At 70.1% G+C, this 15,649-nt stretch carries 13 protein-coding genes; 6 read left to right on the plus strand and 7 right to left on the minus strand.

Translation table 11 applies throughout. The features are described from left to right. The first annotated feature begins 352 nt into the window (after window positions 1–352). Window positions 353–1,798 (plus strand): glyceraldehyde-3-phosphate dehydrogenase, encoded by a 1,446-nt coding sequence (locus tag OH809_RS04195; protein WP_406423880.1) that lies wholly within the window; start codon window positions 353–355, stop codon window positions 1,796–1,798. 491 nt (window positions 1,799–2,289) lie between these two features. On the opposite strand, the gene OH809_RS04200 is transcribed toward OH809_RS04195, so the two are convergent. Further along, window positions 2,290–2,709, minus strand: a complete 420-nt coding sequence (locus OH809_RS04200; protein WP_406423878.1) for a PPOX class F420-dependent oxidoreductase — start codon at window positions 2,707–2,709, stop codon at window positions 2,290–2,292. A 232-nt stretch (window positions 2,710–2,941) separates the two neighbouring features. Between OH809_RS04200 and OH809_RS04205 the strand changes: the two genes are divergently transcribed. Continuing rightward, complete coding sequence (locus OH809_RS04205; protein ID WP_406423876.1) at window positions 2,942–3,841, plus strand: YihY/virulence factor BrkB family protein; 900 nt, start codon at window positions 2,942–2,944, stop codon at window positions 3,839–3,841. A 439-nt stretch (window positions 3,842–4,280) separates the two neighbouring features. Here the strand turns inward: OH809_RS04205 and OH809_RS04210 are convergent, their stop codons facing one another. The 5 genes from OH809_RS04210 to OH809_RS04230 form a co-directional block, all read right to left on the minus strand. Beyond that, window positions 4,281–5,309 (minus strand): Gfo/Idh/MocA family protein, encoded by a 1,029-nt coding sequence (locus OH809_RS04210; protein ID WP_406423874.1) that lies wholly within the window; start codon window positions 5,307–5,309, stop codon window positions 4,281–4,283. Continuing rightward, window positions 5,306–6,454, minus strand: coding sequence for a LacI family DNA-binding transcriptional regulator (locus OH809_RS04215; RefSeq protein ID WP_406423872.1), 1,149 nt, complete (start codon window positions 6,452–6,454; stop codon window positions 5,306–5,308). Before OH809_RS04215 ends, OH809_RS04210 begins: the two co-directional genes overlap by 4 nt. Before the next feature lie 17 nt (window positions 6,455–6,471). Further along, window positions 6,472–7,353, minus strand: coding sequence for a carbohydrate ABC transporter permease (locus OH809_RS04220; RefSeq protein ID WP_406423870.1), 882 nt, complete (start codon window positions 7,351–7,353; stop codon window positions 6,472–6,474). 77 nt (window positions 7,354–7,430) lie between these two features. Further along, entirely contained in the window at window positions 7,431–8,390 is a 960-nt protein-coding gene (locus OH809_RS04225; RefSeq protein WP_406423868.1) for a carbohydrate ABC transporter permease, read from the minus strand. Next, window positions 8,387–9,730: an ABC transporter substrate-binding protein gene (locus tag OH809_RS04230; protein ID WP_406423866.1), complete on the minus strand. Its 1,344-nt coding sequence runs from the start codon at window positions 9,728–9,730 to the stop codon at window positions 8,387–8,389. The genes OH809_RS04225 and OH809_RS04230 overlap by 4 nt, the downstream gene beginning before the upstream one ends. Window positions 9,731–10,163: 433 nt before the next feature. Here OH809_RS04230 and OH809_RS04235 point away from each other — a divergent pair, with 433 nt between their 5' ends. Further along, the gene (locus OH809_RS04235) at window positions 10,164–11,624 is read left to right on the plus strand and encodes a sulfatase-like hydrolase/transferase (RefSeq protein WP_406423864.1); all 1,461 of its coding nucleotides are present in this window, start codon (window positions 10,164–10,166) and stop codon (window positions 11,622–11,624) included. 159 nt (window positions 11,625–11,783) lie between these two features. Here OH809_RS04235 and OH809_RS04240 read toward each other — a convergent pair whose 3' ends face one another. Continuing rightward, window positions 11,784–12,893: an MGDG synthase family glycosyltransferase gene (locus tag OH809_RS04240; protein ID WP_406423862.1), complete on the minus strand. Its 1,110-nt coding sequence runs from the start codon at window positions 12,891–12,893 to the stop codon at window positions 11,784–11,786. Window positions 12,894–13,068: 175 nt separating this feature from the next. Between OH809_RS04240 and OH809_RS04245 the strand changes: the two genes are divergently transcribed. From OH809_RS04245 to OH809_RS04255, 3 genes are read left to right on the plus strand one after another with little or no spacing between them, the layout of a single operon-like run. Next, window positions 13,069–13,902 carry an SDR family NAD(P)-dependent oxidoreductase gene (locus OH809_RS04245; protein ID WP_406423860.1) on the plus strand — a complete coding sequence of 278 codons (834 nt, stop codon included), beginning with the start codon at window positions 13,069–13,071 and terminating at the stop codon, window positions 13,900–13,902. A 42-nt stretch (window positions 13,903–13,944) separates the two neighbouring features. Then, entirely contained in the window at window positions 13,945–14,811 is an 867-nt protein-coding gene (locus tag OH809_RS04250; RefSeq protein ID WP_406423858.1) for a DMT family transporter, read from the plus strand. Beyond that, window positions 14,805–15,608, plus strand: coding sequence for a polysaccharide deacetylase family protein (locus tag OH809_RS04255; protein WP_406423856.1), 804 nt, complete (start codon window positions 14,805–14,807; stop codon window positions 15,606–15,608). The genes OH809_RS04250 and OH809_RS04255 overlap by 7 nt, the downstream gene beginning before the upstream one ends. Window positions 15,609–15,649 lie beyond the last annotated feature (41 nt).

The raw sequence follows: 15,649 nt of genomic DNA on the forward strand, positions 1-15,649 counted from the left end.
CCTTCCCTGGATCGTGCGAACCCTGCACCGGGCGCCGGGGCCGGCAGCGAAGGCAACTGATCGTCACCCCAACGCATCCGGGACCGAGCGCGTCGAGGTTCTTTTCCTGTGCGGGCGGCCACTGCCCCCTCGACGGATGGCGTCGGCACCGAGGTCGACGAGGATCACTCTGGGGGGCACACCGGGATGGATCATCGCAAATCGAGCACCGATTCGCGGCACGGCAGCCCATTCCCTGTCCTGATGTGACCATGGGGCCCGATCACGGGATCCCGCTCAGGTGGCACCGGGTGAATGATCGAATCGGCGGGCGGTTAGCATATGAGCACCGCCTAGCTCGAAAGATAAATCTGTGACTGTCAACGAGGACTCGTTCACCAACTGGAAGAACCGCGAGGAGATCGCGGAGTCGATGATCCCGATCATCGGGAAGCTGCACCGGGAGCGGGACGTCACGGTCCTGCTTCACAGCCGCTCCTTGGTGAACAAGTCGGTGGTCAGCATCCTCAAGACCCACCGGTTCGCCCGGCAGATCGACGGTGAGGAACTCTCGGTCACCGAGACGCTGCCGTTCCTGCAGGCACTCACCACGCTCGATCTCGGCCCGTCCCAGATCGACATCGGCATGCTCGCCGCGACGTACAAGAGTGACGACCGCGGTCTCTCGGTGGAGGGCTTCACCGCCGAGGCCGTCGCAGGCGCCACGGGTGCCAACAAGATCGAGCGCTGCGAGGGCCGCGACGTCGTCCTCTACGGGTTCGGTCGCATCGGCCGCCTCGTCGCACGCCTGCTGATCGAGAAGGCCGGCTCCGGCAACGGCCTGCGGCTGCGCGCCATCGTCGTCCGCCAGGGCGGCGACCAGGACATCGTCAAGCGCGCCTCGCTGCTGCGCCGCGACTCCATCCACGGCCAGTTCCAGGGCACGATCACCGTCGACGAGGCGAACAGCACGATCGTCGCCAACGGCAACGAGATCAAGGTGATCTACGCCAACGACCCGTCGGAGGTCGACTACACGGCGTACGGCATCAACGACGCCATCCTCATCGACAACACCGGCAAGTGGCGCGACCGCGAGGGTCTGTCGAAGCACCTGCGCCCCGGCATCGACAAGGTCGTCCTGACCGCGCCGGGCAAGGGCGACGTCCCCAACATCGTCCACGGCGTCAACCACGACACGATCAAGCCGGACGAGCAGATCCTGTCCTGCGCCTCCTGCACCACCAATGCGATCGTCCCGCCGCTGAAGGCGATGGCGGACGAGTACGGCGTCCTGCGCGGCCACGTGGAGACCGTCCACTCGTTCACCAACGACCAGAACCTGCTGGACAACTACCACAAGGCCGACCGCCGCGGCCGCTCGGCGCCGCTCAACATGGTCATCACAGAGACCGGTGCGGCCTCCGCCGTCGCCAAGGCGCTGCCCGACCTCAAGGCGCCGATCACCGGCAGCTCGATCCGCGTCCCGGTTCCGGACGTCTCGATCGCGATCCTCAGCCTGCGGCTCGGGCGTGAGACCACCCGCGAGGAGGTCCTCGATTACCTCCGCAACGTGTCGCTGACCTCCCCGCTCAAGCGCCAGATCGACTTCACCACGGCGCCCGACGCGGTCTCGAGCGACTTCATCGGCTCGCGCCACGCCTCGATCGTCGACGCCGGGGCCACCAAGGTCGAGGGCGACAACGCGATCCTCTACCTGTGGTACGACAACGAGTTCGGCTACTCCTGCCAGGTCATCCGCGTCGTCCAGCACGTCTCCGGAGTCGAGTACCCGACCTTCCCGGCCCCGGCGGTCTGATCTCGGCGGACTGTCCGTTCCGGTGCCTCGGCAGGCGGGGCGGCGGTGGGGCGGCAACCTGATACCGATCGGCATCAGGTTGCTCTCCCACCGCCGGCCGCCACCGGCAGCAAAGTGGGCCCTACGCCCGGTTACCCCTGGGTGGCCTCTGGTCACGACATACGCCCCTCCGCGCAGCTCGCTGACAGCCGGCCAGACTCCCCTCGCCCGGACAGGCACCGCCGCCTCGGGTCAAGGATGTGCGGATCCGGACTGGAAAGCTGGTCCGGACAGGGGCAGGCCGGGCCCCTGTGCGACTGATGTCGGTACGGGCGGCAAAGCCGCGCCTGGGTGACGAGACGTTGGTTGCGCCCGGCTCGGCGGCGAATGCCACCCCCGGCTCGGCGTCTGGTGTGTGCAATCGCGAGGCGCAGGGTCGCCCTTGTACAGGTCGTGCGCGGGTGATCCCGACAAGGCGGAGAGCGTGCGTGCCGGACGCCGCGACGCGCGGGTCAGCCGGGCTGGCTGTTCTCCTTGAGCGTGCCCCAGCCGTGCCAGCGATCGATCTCGATCCAGGCGCTGACCCGGCCGCGGTCCCGCTGCGGGTACGGCGTGCCGAGGTACTGCTGGGCCAGGCGGTCGATGTCGGTGAGGTCCTTGTCCTCACGTACGTCGGCGACGTGCCCGATGATGCTGAGGTGGGTGTACCAGTTCCCCTCGTCGAGCACGGTGAGCGTGACCCGGGGGTCGTTGCGGATATGTTCGAGCCGCTTGCGGCCCTCATCCATGTTGACCAGGATCCGGCCGTCGTACCAGAGGTACCAGGTGGCCGTGGACACTGGCTGGCCGTCGGCCCGAAGCGTCGCGATGACGGCCGGGTTGGGCTTCTTCAGCATGGCGATCGCGGTCCCGGGAAGCGGTGGATTCGACACGGAATCTCCTCCTCGTTGATCCATTCTCGGTGATCCATCGGGCTGCATGTTCACCGTGCCACATCCCGGCGTGCCGAAGGCCCAGGTGGCCCTGGACACGGCAGGAGTACGACCCATGATCGAAGGCATGAGGAAGGGTGGTGGCAAAGGAGGTCCGTACTGCGGGGGATCCGCTGCCTCCCCCGGCGCCGCCAGGCCGAGCCGTGCCTGATCACGTCCCCCGGAGACCAGTGTGCCCAGCAAGACCACACCCACCGCCTCAGGACACGTCCCCGGCCAGGGCGCGCCCTCCGGGCGGGCGGCCCACTACCGGGCCGCCCTGCGCCGCACCCCCGTCTCCCTGTGGAACGACGACCTCTCGGACTGGGCCGCCGCCCTGACGTATTACGCCATCCTCGCCCTGCTCCCGGCGCTCCTGGTCACCGTCTCCCTCATCGGCCTGGCCAACCCCCGAGCAACCGACGCCCTGATCGCCGACATCACGGCCTTCGCCCCCGCGGAGTCCGGCGCCGCGCTGCGCGGCCCCCTGGAGGCCGCGACCCAGGAACACGGCGCCGTGTGGCTGCTGGTCGCGACGGGGACCGTCAGCGCCGTGTGGTCCGCCTGCAGCTATCTGGCCGTCTTCCGCCGTACTCTGCACACCCTGTACGGCGTCCGCGACACACGGCCCGCGCTGCGCAAGGCGCACATCATCGTGACCACCGCCGTCGGACTGCTCCTGCTGCTGATGACCAGCGCGTTCGCGCTGGTGCTGACCGGGCCGCTGGCCCACTGGCTGGGACACAGAATGGGCCTCTCACACGCAAGTGACACGGTCTGGACGGTGCTGAAGTGGCCCATCCTGATATTTCTCGTCGCCTGTCTGATCGCGGTGCTGTTCCGTACCGGCCCGGAGGCGGCCAGAGGACTGCGGCGAGGGCTGCCCGGCGGAGTGCTCGCCGCGTCCCTGTGGCTCGTGGCATCGGCCGGGTTCACCTTGTACGCCACCCACATCGGTTCCTACAGCCGGCTGTACGGATCGCTCGCCGGGCTGGTCGTCTTCCTGATCTGGGTCTGGTTCACCAATCTCGCTCTGCTGGCCGGGGCCCAGTTCAATGTCGAGCTGGCACGGCCGGCGCAGGAAGCTCGGTAACACCGTCACCGCATCGGTGCGTCGGTAGTGGCCTCGCAGGGCCGCCGTTCCGGGACAGGCGGCGAAGGCGGCGTCCATGAGAGGCGGGCACGTTTCTGTTCGACGCCCACGCCTCCGCATCTGACCACCGCGCTGATGGCGGCGCCGGACGAGTGGCTATGCTGTTCCGCTCTCCCCCTGCGGGTCCACATTCCACGTCAGTGCACGGCGGGGCACTCGGCGCCGGACACGCCGCGGTCTGCGCCACCCGGTCGAGGATGGTCTCGGGCCGCGTGCGCGGCGGGTGGCTCTGCGCACGCGACGGAGCGCGGTGCCGTCATGGACGACCGGCGCCGCCTTGATGTGCGTACCGCCGAGGTCGGCCGCGACCGCCTGCCCGGACGTCTCCGGGCAGGCGGGGCTGCTGAGCGCGGGCTCCGGGGACGCGTCGGCCCTGCGCTCAGGCAGGGGTGCCTCCCAGCCTGGCAGTCAGAGCGACGCGCTCTCCGGCGGCGGTGGACCGGTAGGTGGCTTCGACGACCTCGATGACCTGCCGCCCGTACTCGGCGGTGACGGCTGGAGGCTGCTGTCCGCGCACCGCGGCTGCGAACGCGGCCAGTTGGTCGCCAAAGGCCCGGGGGATGTCGCCGTCGGACTCCGCGGCCAGGACGGTGGAGCCGCCCGTGGGGGCGTCGTCCGGGTGCAGGGTCGCGCCGGAGCCGCGGGCGACCCGGATGGCTCCGCGTTCGCCGATCAGTGTGAGTTCGTCACGGGCGGGCAGCGTGGTGCTGGTGATGCCGATGTGCCCGACGAGACCGTCTTCCAGCTCCACGCGGGCCAGGACATCGGTCTCGATGCGTGCCGGCGTGTTCGCCCGGTGGGCGGCGGTGGCGCTGACCGCGAGGACCCGCCGTCCGGCCAGCCACAGCAATCGGTCCACACAGTGGGTGCCGATGTTGATGAAGACGCCACCGCCGGACACGGCCGGATCGAAGAACCAGGCAGGGCGGCTCCCGGGCCGGTAGTCGGTGCTGCGCCAGTCGCTGACGGCCAGCAGTGAACCGATGGCGCCCGCGTCGAGCGCGGCCTTGGCGGCCACCATCGGCGGCAGGAAGTGCTGGATGTGCCCCACGAAGAGGACGACGCCGGCGTCCTGACAGGCGCGGTCCATGATCTCGCAGTCCGCGGAGGTGGTGGCCATGGGCTTCTCCACCAGGACGTGCAGTCCGGCCGCTGCGCAGTCGGTGACGATCGCGGTGTGCAGGGCGTGCGGCGTGTTGACCACGACGGCGTCGACCGTCCCGGAGGCGATCAGCGCACGGTGGTCGGTGAACTCGGCTGCTCCCAGAGGCCCGGCGACACTCCGTGCCGTGGCCGCTACGAGGTCGCAGACAGCGGTGACCCGCACGCCGGGGATGCCTTGGGCGGCCTGCGCGTGCAGGGCGGCGACCGCGCCTGCTCCGATCAGGCCGAGCCGTATGTCCGTCACGAGGTGATCTCCTGTTGCTTCGGTGTGGTGCCGGTGTTGGTCGTCCGCACCCCGCAGGACTGGCGGACGGTGATGCTGGGGCGCAGCAGGATGCGGTGGCGGGCCAGTCCGGGTTCGCCCAGCCGCCGCAGCAGCGTCTCGGCGGCCGTTCTGCCCAGCAGGTGTTTGGGCGGTGCGACCGCGGTGAGCGGAATGTCGGCGAGGTCGGCGATCTCGTCGTCGTACGCGACCAGGGCGAGGTCGTCGGGGACGGTGAGTCCGGTCCGGCGGGCGGCGCCTTCCAGGAGCGCAGCCTGCCGGTCGCCGAAGCACACGGCTGCGGTGACGCCCGCCTCCCGGAGCACAGCGAGGCAGCGGTCGGCCGCCGCCGGGCTCCACTCCTGCCGGGTGGCACGGAACTCGGCTGCGGAACAGCCCAGTTCGTGCACCGCTTGCCGGTAGCCCTCGATCACCGGAGGTGCGGTGGGGCTCGGGGCGCGCAGGACGAGGCCGATGGACCGATGGCCGAGTCCGGCGAGATGCCGGACGGCGTCGTAGGCGCCGGCCTCGTGGTGGGTGCAGACGTACTCGTTGGTGTCGCTCAGGGAGGTGCTCCGGCGCTCGACCAGGACGACCGGCACGGGAAGTTCGGCGAGACGCGCGAGGTACCGGTCCGCCGGTTCGGGCCCGGTGAGCGTGGGCACGAGCAGCAGCCCGTCGGTGCCGGCGTCGAGCATGTCCTGCATGTCGCGGGCCTCGCGCTCCTGATCGTAACCGGAGCAGGTGAGGAGCAGTCGCGCACCGGCGGTGGACAGTCCTTCCTCGATGCCTTGGAGGATCTGGGGGTAGTAGAAGGTGGTGTCGGGGACGAGGACGCCGATCAGGGCACGGCCGGTGCCGGGGGCGTCGGGCGGCAGCACGAAGGTGCCCGATCCCTGGCGTCGTACGACGAGTCCTTCGGCGATGAGCTCGTCGACGGCGCGCCGTACGGTACTGACCGATGTGCCGCTGTTGAGGGCGAGTTGCTTTTCCGTGGGCACTCGGCCGCCGACGGGCCAGACGCCGTCCCGGATCTGTTGGCGTATTTCGTGGGCGAGTTGGCGGAACTTCAGGTCTTTCGTGCCTTCGGCGATGTGTGCCGTTGACGGATGTGGCCGGTCGGCCATGACGTCTCCTCTGCCTGTCACTTGACGGAGCCGACGGTCATGCCTTCGATGATCCGGCGGCCGAGCCATACGTAGCAGGCGAGCACCGGCAGGACCACCACGGCCACGCCGGCGAACAGGCCGCCCCAGTCGGCGCCGTTGTACTGCATCTGCTGGAGGAAGCCGAGAAGGGCGAGGGAGAGGGTCTGGTGATCGGTGTTCTGGATGAAGACCAGCGCGAAGACGGTCTCGCCCCAGTGCTGGATGATATTGAGGATCAGGACGGTGACCAGTCCGCCGCGGGCCAGCGGCAGCATCACCTGCCAGAAGGTGCGGAACGCGGACGCCCCGTCCAGCGCGGCCGCTTCTTCCAGTTCCACCGGGAGGGTCGAGAAGAACCCGGTGAGGAAGAACACGGCGAAGGGCAGCGAGGTCGCCACGTAGACCACGATGAGTCCGAAGAGGCTGTCGACCAGGAACAGCTTGTTCATGACCACGAACAGGGGCAGCATCACCACCTGCGCGGGGATACCGAGGCCCAGGGCGAAGAAGAGGATGAAGCCGCCGTTGAAACGGGTGGTGACGCGGCTGAGGACGTACGCGGCGGGCGCGGCGAGGACGAGGGTGCCCACCGCGGTGCCGGCCACGACGACCAGGGTGTTGAGGGCGGCCTGTCCGAAGAGGCCGCCGGTCCAGGCCCGTGCGTAGTTGTCCCAGTGCAGGGTGTGCGGCAACTCCCACGGGGAGCTGAAGATCTCGCTCGCGCTCTTCAGCGACGACAGCAGCAGCCACAACCCGGTGAGGATGTTGAAGCCGGCGAAGGCCCAGACCAGGGGCACTCCGAGGACACGGGTGGCGGTGAGCCGGCCGCGCAGGCGGGCGAGGCGGCCGGTCGGGCGACCGGATGTAATGACGGCCATGGCGGCGGGCCTCCTGGGGTTCTCGGGAAACAACGGGCTTCGGGAGACGATGGGCTGGGGAACGGTGCGCCCGGCGGTCAGAACTGCACGGTGTCGCGCCGCATGACGCGCCGGATCAGCACGACGAGGACGCCGACCAGGGTGACCATGACCACGGCACTCGCTGCGGCGGAGCCGTAGCGCGGTACGCCGCCCGAGGCGAATGCCTCACCGTAGGTGTAGAGGGCGGTGTTCCACACGCCGGTGTCGGGCATCTGGCCCGCCGCGCCGGCGAAGGCGTAGATGAACTCGAAGACTTTGACGGCGCTGATGGTCCAGAGCACCGCGCAGATGCCGACCACGTCCCACATCAGCGGCAGGGTCACATGCCGGAACTTCTGGAAGGCGTTGGCTCCGGCGAGGTCGCAGTCCTCGTACAGCTCGGGCGGGATCTGGTCGACTGCGGCCATCAGGATGGTGGTGTAGAAGCCGGTCGAGGTCCACACCAGGCCGATCATGATGACCCGGAAGATGGTGCTCTGCCCCAGCCAGTTCGGCGGGTGCTCCATCCCCAGCGCCCCGACGAGGGCGTCGGCGAGTCCGTCGTGCTGGAAGAGGAAACCCCACAGGATCGACAGGGCGATGCTGGGGACGATGTTGGGGAAGAAGAGGATGGACCGGGCGGCCTTGCGGCCCTTCATGTCGCGGAGCACCATGGTCAGCGCGAATGAGACCAGAAAGGTCAGCCCGCCGACGCCGAGGATGATCCACAGGGTGTTGGTGAAGGACTGCCGGAACGTCGGATCCTCCAGCAGGCGCTGGTAGTTGTCGATCCCGACGAAGCTCATGGGACCGGCGCCGCCCCACTCGTTGAAGCTGAGCCACACCGTGTACAGGGAGGGGCCGGCGAAGAAGACGACGTAGACGATGACTGCGGGCACGAGGAGCGGCCAGAACAGCCGGCGGCGCCGTGCGGCGAGCGGGCTGGGGCGCGCCTCCGTCCGCGAGGCGGACGTCCACCGACGGGTCCGCAGCCCGTCGGCGGCGTCGGCCGTCACGAGGCGGTCTTCCAGTAGGCGGCGGACGCGGACTTGAGCTTGCCGGCGAATTCCTTGGCGGTGAGGTGACCGGTGATGAAGCTCGTGTTCAGCGGCTGGAAGACCTTGGTGTACCACTCGGCGGCGGTTTCCTTGACGCCGTCCAGGGTCTTCACGATGGTGCCGGAGGCGAGGGCCTTCTGGGCGTCGGCCAGCTCGGCGGGGGCGGTGATGTCGGTGCGCGGGGTGATGTTCTTGGCCTGGTCGGAGATGCCCGACAGTTGGCGCTTGGCGAGGAAGTAGGCGATGAACTTCTGCGCGGCGGCGCTGTTCCTGGCCTTCTTGGGGATGGAGAAGCCGATGAGCGAGATGTCCTGGGCCGCCTCGCCGCCGCCGGTGAACGCCGGAAAGGGGAAGGACCGGTAGCGGAAGCCGGAGGAGGCGAACTCGGCTGTCTCGCTGGGCGCGAAGGTGCCCAGCAGCAGGAAGTCGGACTTTCCCTTGGCCCACTTCTGTTGCACGGCGGGCCACTTGGAGCCGTCGTACCCGGACGTGAAGTCGCCGGCGCCGATCAGATTCTCGATGTGCCGGAGCGCGTCGACGAAGCCCTCGGCCTCGAACGCGGCTCCGGTCCTGTCCATGGCCGCCTTGCCGAAGGCCCCGGGGCCCAGTCCGCGCAGGACGGCGTAATAGGTCCAGTAGGCGGCGTAATCGGGGATGTCCCCGTCGAGTGCGAGCGGACCGTCACCGAGCACCTGCTTCCGCCGGGCCAGCAGTTCGGTGAACGCCTTCCAGGTCGCGGGCGGGTTGGCGGCCACGTCGGGCAGGGTCTTCCCGTCGTACCAGATCTGGGTGGTGAGCACCTCGTACGGAATCTGCCAGAGGGTGCCGTCGGTCGTGTTCAGATCGCGGTAACGGGCCGGGACGACGCTGCCGACGGTGTTGCCGCTCTCCCCGGGTATCGCCTCGCTCAGCAGCGGGGTGAGGTCGAGCGCCTGGCCGGTGGCCTGGAGCTGCGCATAGGCGAAGCGGTCCGCGGAGTCGACGAGGTCGGCCGGGACGTTGGCGGTGTTCAGAGTGGGCGCCAGCTGCTGGATGACCTGTCGGCCCTTCCACTGGATGCTGACCTTGATGCCGGTGTCCTTGGTGAACCGGGTGATCGCCGCCTGCAGCACCTTGGCCTGTGGCTCGTTCTGCTTCCACATGGACCAGTACGTGAACGAGTCACCGCCGCCCCCGGTGGAGGACGCACCGGGGGAACAGGCGGCCACGGTGAGACCGACGGAGGCGGCGAGGGCGGTGGTGAGGACAGCTCGGCGCGAGATGCGGGCAGAGCTGACGGGCTGGCTGTCGGTGGGCATAGCTCTCCTCGGGGACTGCGGTCTGAGGCGGGGCCGGAAAGATTGGGCCTATGATTTCCAGCCATTCATCGAGCAGTCAATCGCCATTAGAGAACATGAATTACCAATGAATGAACGACTGGATGGGCGCAGCCAGCGGTCAGCCGAGCGTAAGGAGCCATCCGCACCTCGGCTGATCGCCAGGTGACCGCAGCATTCATGGGGGATTCATTACCCGGTGAGCAGTTGACTCGATGCGCAGCCGACCTCCAGACTCAGGACATGCGGGGCGCTCGCTCTCACGCAGCACAGACAGCTCATACGGACCGGCAGCAGGCCACGCCCCGGCCCCGTGCTCCATGACGAAGCCCCCGTACCCACGCTGCGGCGGACTCCATCGGCACGGGCGTTCTGCCCGTCCAGGCCCTCACGGCCACCGTTCGAGGAGGATCCCTTGGCCAGCCGCGACCCAGACCGCCCCAACATCCTGCTCATCCTCTCCGACGACCAGGGGCAGTGGGCGATGGGGTGCGCGGGCAACGACGAGATCCACACCCCGCACCTGGACGCCCTGGCGGCCCGGGGAATCCGCTTCAGCCGCTTCTTCTGCACCTCACCGGTCTGCTCGCCGGCCCGCGCGTCCCTGTTCACCGGGGAACTGCCCTCCCAGCACGGGGTCCACGACTGGCTCTCGTACCATCACGCCGGGCGCACGGGCATCGACTTCCTCTCCGGACGCATGCTCTTCACCGATCTGCTCGCGGACGCCGGATACCGGCTCGGTCTCAGCGGCAAGTGGCATCTGGGCGCCAACGACCGTCCCCGCAAGGGCTTCGTCCACTGGTACGCCCATGAGAGCGGCGGCGGCCCGTACTACGGCGCGCCGATGTACCGCGACGGAACACGGACGGAGGAGCCGGACTATCTCACCGACGCGCTCGCCGCCGACGCCGAGGAGTTCCTCACCGCCGAGTCCGAGCGCCCCGAGCCCTTCCATCTCTCCCTGCACTTCACCGCGCCGCACAAGCCGTGGCGCGGACAACACCCCGACCAGTACACCGCGTTGTACGAGGACTGCGCTTTCGACACCTGCCCGCAGGGGCCGGCGCACCCGTGGCAGCCGCTGGCCGAGGACGGCTCACCGGTCGGCGGCGAGAGCGACACCCGGCAGGCCCTGATCGGCTACTTCGCCGCCACGACCGCCATGGACGCCGCCATCGGCCGGGTTCTGGACCGGCTCGACGCCCTCGGCCTCACCGGATCCACCCTCGTGATCTTCACCAGCGACAATGGCTTCAACGCCGGACACCACGGCATCTGGGGCAAGGGCAACGGCACGTTCCCGCAGAACATGTACGACAGTTCGGTCCTCGTGCCCTGTCTGATCTCCCAACCCGGCCGCATCCCTTCCGGGCGCCACTGCGACGCCCTGCTGTCGCAGTACGACGTCCTGCCGACGCTCGTCGACCACCTCGGGCTCGAGCACCACCACGACCCCCGGCTGCCGGGCCGGTCCTTCGCGGACATCCTGACCGGTACGGACGACGGCGACGGCGACGAACGGGAGCGGATCGTCGTCTACGACGAGTACGGGCCGGTACGCATGATCCGCACCCGGGACTGGAAATACGTCCACCGCTACCCGCACGGCCCGCACGAGCTGTACGACCTGGCCCATGATCCGGGCGAGGAGCACAACCTCGCCGACGCACCGCTCCACACGGCCGTCCGCACCGAACTCGCCACCCGGCTCGACGCCTGGTTCGCCGAGTACGTGGACCCGGCTCTCGACGGCGCCCGCCTCCCGGTCACCGGCTCCGGCCAGCGGACCCCGGTCACCCCCGGCGCGCTCCCGACCGCCTTCGAGCCGCCCCCTGCCGGCAGCGCTCCACCGACACCGGCGGGCACCTCCTGACCCGCAGGATCGTGGAGTCCACCGCGACGACACGGTTCAGGTCCTCGTCCGTGTTTGCCCGAGCCACCAGCGCGGTGAACGTGCGCAGCCAGGAACCGTCGGCGGCCCACATCCGCAGCCGGTTGCAGTCCTCCAGTTGCCGTACTTCTCCCCTCGGACTCACCAGGCAACCAGTTCGGCCGCGTCTGCGGTGAAGACAGCCTGCCCGGCGGCGATCCGTCGGTCCCGCTCGGGGCCGGGGCGCAGCAGCCGGTCCAGTGAACTGAGCAGCCCGATCGTGTCGGCAGCGTGTTCGGTGAGGCCTGCGGCGGCCATCTCACCGACGCCCTCGGCGCCGTGGCCGGGGATCGGCCGGTATCCGACGACCGGTACGCCGGCGGCGAGGGCCTGCACAGCCGTCTGCCCCGCGGCGTTGTCCACCAGGGCGCTCGATGCCGCCATGAGCTCAGGCAGGTCCTCGACCCAGCCCAGCGCCAGGACGCCGGGAAGCATCGCAGCGCGGGCCCGCAGTCGTTCGTCCTTGCCGCACAGCAGCACCGGGAGGTGGCCTGCGCCGGCGAGCAGGAGCGCGGTGGCAGTCAGCCCCTGTCCCACGCCCCAGGCACCGGCCGAAAGCAGCACGGCAGGCCGGCCGGGGCCGCGCAGCGCGAACTCCCGCGCCCAGCGCGACGGCCGCTCGCCCGCATTCTCGTGGGCCGCCGCGGCGAAGGCCGGAGGCACGACCGGGCCGCACACCTCCGCCGGGCGTCCGGTCCTGGCACGGACGCGTGCCGCGGCGGCCTCGGTCAGGCACAGGTGCAGGTCGTTGCCGGGATGGAGCCACTGCCGGTGCACGGCGAAGTCGGTGACCACGACCGTGCTGGGCGGGCAGTCACCTCCCTGGGCCCGCAGCCGCCCTGTGACCTGAGCAGCCTGGTGGAAGGTGGAGACGAGCGCATCCGGGCGCCAGCGCTCGACGACGTCGCGCAGGCGTGGCTCCAGGGCTGCCGCCAGCGGCCCGGTGCTCGGCGCCCAGCCGTTCCGGTCGCGCTGATCTCCGCGGTCGCGGAAAAATGCCGAGTAGACAGCCGCGTAGGCCCCTGGGCAGTGGCGGAGCGCCGTGCAGTATGCAGCGCGCAGCCCACGCCCGGCGCCGGGCGGCAGCATGTCGAGGAGGTCCACACGCGCGGTCAGATGGCCGCCGGCCCGCAGCCGCCCGGCCAGTTCGGCGGCCACGACGTCGTGTCCGGCGCCCATGCTCGCGCTGACGATCAGAATCCGGCGTCCCATTCTTGGATATTCGTCGCATCACGGCCGGTGCGCCAACCCCGGACGGGCGGGACGTTAGCCCAGGCGCGGACGAGCGCGTTTGCCGGTGCGCTGGTTGCATGAAGGATGACTCGGTACGGGCCGCTACAGGCTGGTGCTTCACCAGGATGTCGGCGGCCCCGGAGGACGGAAGCCCATGCGCAAGAGCCACCCAGCCCACGGCACCCCGGCGACCGGGACCGACGCGACGCAGTCGGTTGCGGCCGGTCCGCCCGCCCTCGGCCCGCGGCCGGTCGTGTTGATCACCGGGGCCTCCTCCGGTATCGGCGCCGAAGTCGCGTCACGGCTCGCAGCCGGCGGGCGATGGGAGCTGCTGCTCAACGGGCGGGACGAGGACCGGCTCGGCAGTGTCGCCGCCCGCACCGCCGGTGCCGCGCTGCCGATGGACCTGGCCTCCGAGGACGGCTGCCGCAAACTGGCCGAGGCGGCACTCGCGCACAGTGGAAGAGTCGACGCGCTCGTCGCCGGAGCGGGGCTCGGCTGGGCGGGCGCGTACACCGACATGCCGCCCGCCACGGTGGACCGTCTGGTGAGTGTCAACATCTGCGCCGTACTCCACCTCGTCCGCCTGGTGCTGCCGCAGATGGTGTCCCGCGGGTCGGGCCGACTGGTGCTGATCGGCTCTGTCGCCGGCCGGTTCGGTGTACGGGACGAGGCGGTCTACGCGGCGACGAAGGGCGCGCTGATCGCGTTCGCGGAGAGCCTGCGTTACGAACTCCGGGGCACAGGCGTCCAAGTCTGCCTGGTGCTGCCAGGTCCCGTGGACACGCCGTTCTTCACCCGCCGTGGCACCCCGTACACGCGGTCCTGGCCACGGCCGGTACCCGCCGGGCGGGTCGCGGCGGCGGTCGAGAAGGCGCTCGCCGGTGGCCGGGACGAGATCACCGTGCCGCGCTGGCTGGGCGTGCCGGGGCGGCTGCAGGGCGTGGCTCCGCAGCTCTTCCGCAAGCTGGCCATGCGGTTCGGCTGAGCAGGCCCCCGGCAATGGACACACGCGCAGGGTGGGTGACACGTGATCATCGTCTCCGTGGTGCTGGCGCTGTTCGCCGCGCTCGGGAACGCGGCAGCCTCCGTGCTGCAGCGCCACGCCGCGGCGGCGGACCTGCCTGGCCTCACGGGCAGCCATCGCCTCGGGATCGTGAGCTTCGTCCGCCGGCCGGCCTGGCGCTGGGGTGCGGGACTGCTGCTCGTCTCTGGGCCGGCGCAGGCCCTCGCCCTGGCGACCGGGCCACTGGCTGTGGTGCAGCCGGTGATGACGACGGAGCTGTTGTTCACGTCGGTGCTGGCTGCGGCCGTCTTCCGGCGGCCGCCCGGGGCGCGGACCTGGGCGGCGTTCCTCAGTATGGCGCTGGGCCTGGCGGCCTTCCTCCTGCTGGCCAGTCCGACCGGCGGCGTGGAGACCGTGCCGCCGAAGAGGTGGCTGCTCAGCGCTGTGCCCGCCGCCGCCGTGTCAATCGTGCTGATCGTGGTGGGTATGGGGTTGCGGGGCTCCGCCCGTGCGGCGGTGCTGGGGTCGGCGACCGCCATCGGCTTCTCCTTCACCGCGGCGCTGATCAAGGACACGCTCGGCTTGCTGTCCGGCGGAGTCGGGGTGCTGTTCACCACGTGGCAGATCTACGCGGCCGCGGCCGTCGGCCTGGGCTCGTTCCTGATGCTGCAAGCCACGTTGCGGGCGGGCTCGCTCGCCGCGTCGCAGCCCGCGCTCACTCTCGGCGACTCATTGCTGAGCGTCATTCTGGGCGTCTTGCTGTTCGAGGAGCGGATCGAACTGGGCTGGCGGGTGCTGCCGGAGGCTGCGGCGCTCGGGCTCATCGCGTTCGCCAGCGTGCATCTGAGCAGTTCCCCCGTGGTCTCCGGAAAGGACGAACAGCGATGGTAAGACGCTCCGCCGCAGGGCGGACGGCGGTGTCGTCCGGCGCGGTGGCCGGCGCCCTGGGTGTGGCCGCCGGGGTGGCTGCCGCGTGGCACATGGGGCCCGCCGCCACCTGGCTGCCGCCCGTACGAAGGATCCTCAGCCCCGCGCTGGACGGCCGCGGTCATCCCTCTCACGTGGCACTGACCTTCGACGACGGGCCGGACCCGGCCAGCACCCCGCACGTCCTGCGCGTCCTGGACGAGTACCGGGTGTGGGCCACCTTCTTCGTCGTCGGCGACTCGCTGGAACGTCATCCCGCCCTTGGCCGGGCACTTGTGGCGGGTGGTCACGAGGTCGCGGTGCACGGCTGGCATCACGAGCGCCCCTGGTTCCCCACACCGCTGCGCGACGTACGGGAGGTGACGCGAACCGTCGGCGCGGTACAGAAGATCTGCGGGACCGTCCCGCAGTGGTATCGACCGCCCTACGGCATCCTCACCGGCGGCCGCCTGGCTGCTGCCCGCCGCGCCGGGCTGCGACCAGTGCTGTGGTCGGCATGGGGGCGGGACTGGACGGCGGACGCCGATGCCCGCTCCGTAAGGGCATCGGTCCTCGCGGGTCTGACCGGCGGTGGCACGGTGCTGCTGCACGACGCGGACGGATGGAGCGCGCCAGGCGCGTGGCGAGCCACGCTGAATGCGTTGCCCGGCCTGCTCGCCGAGTGCCGTCGACTCGGTCTGAGCGTCGGCCCGCTGGCCGAGCACGGCATCGGACACGCCGAAAGCGGCACACGCCTTCGCCGGACCCAACGCCACGGGTGACAGCTGCCATTGTGCATTACACACATGTTGTGCGTCGAGCA

It is taken from the genome of Streptomyces sp. NBC_00873 (genome assembly GCF_045207415.1).
Taxonomy (GTDB): domain Bacteria; phylum Actinomycetota; class Actinomycetes; order Streptomycetales; family Streptomycetaceae; genus Streptomyces.

What these genes read in the sequence shown, in the direction of transcription:
- OH809_RS04220 (WP_406423870.1), bottom strand. Translation starts at nt 7,353, where the DNA reads ATGGCCGTCATTACATCCGGTCGCCCGACCGGCCGCCTCGCCCGCCTG.
- OH809_RS04230 (WP_406423866.1), bottom strand. Translation starts at nt 9,730, where the DNA reads ATGCCCACCGACAGCCAGCCCGTCAGCTCTGCCCGCATCTCGCGCCGA.
- OH809_RS04255 (WP_406423856.1), top strand. Translation starts at nt 14,805, where the DNA reads ATGGTAAGACGCTCCGCCGCAGGGCGGACGGCGGTGTCGTCCGGCGCG.
- OH809_RS04215 (WP_406423872.1), bottom strand. Translation starts at nt 6,454, where the DNA reads ATGGCCGACCGGCCACATCCGTCAACGGCACACATCGCCGAAGGCACG.
- OH809_RS04245 (WP_406423860.1), top strand. Translation starts at nt 13,069, where the DNA reads ATGCGCAAGAGCCACCCAGCCCACGGCACCCCGGCGACCGGGACCGAC.
- OH809_RS04240 (WP_406423862.1), bottom strand. Translation starts at nt 12,893, where the DNA reads ATGGGACGCCGGATTCTGATCGTCAGCGCGAGCATGGGCGCCGGACAC.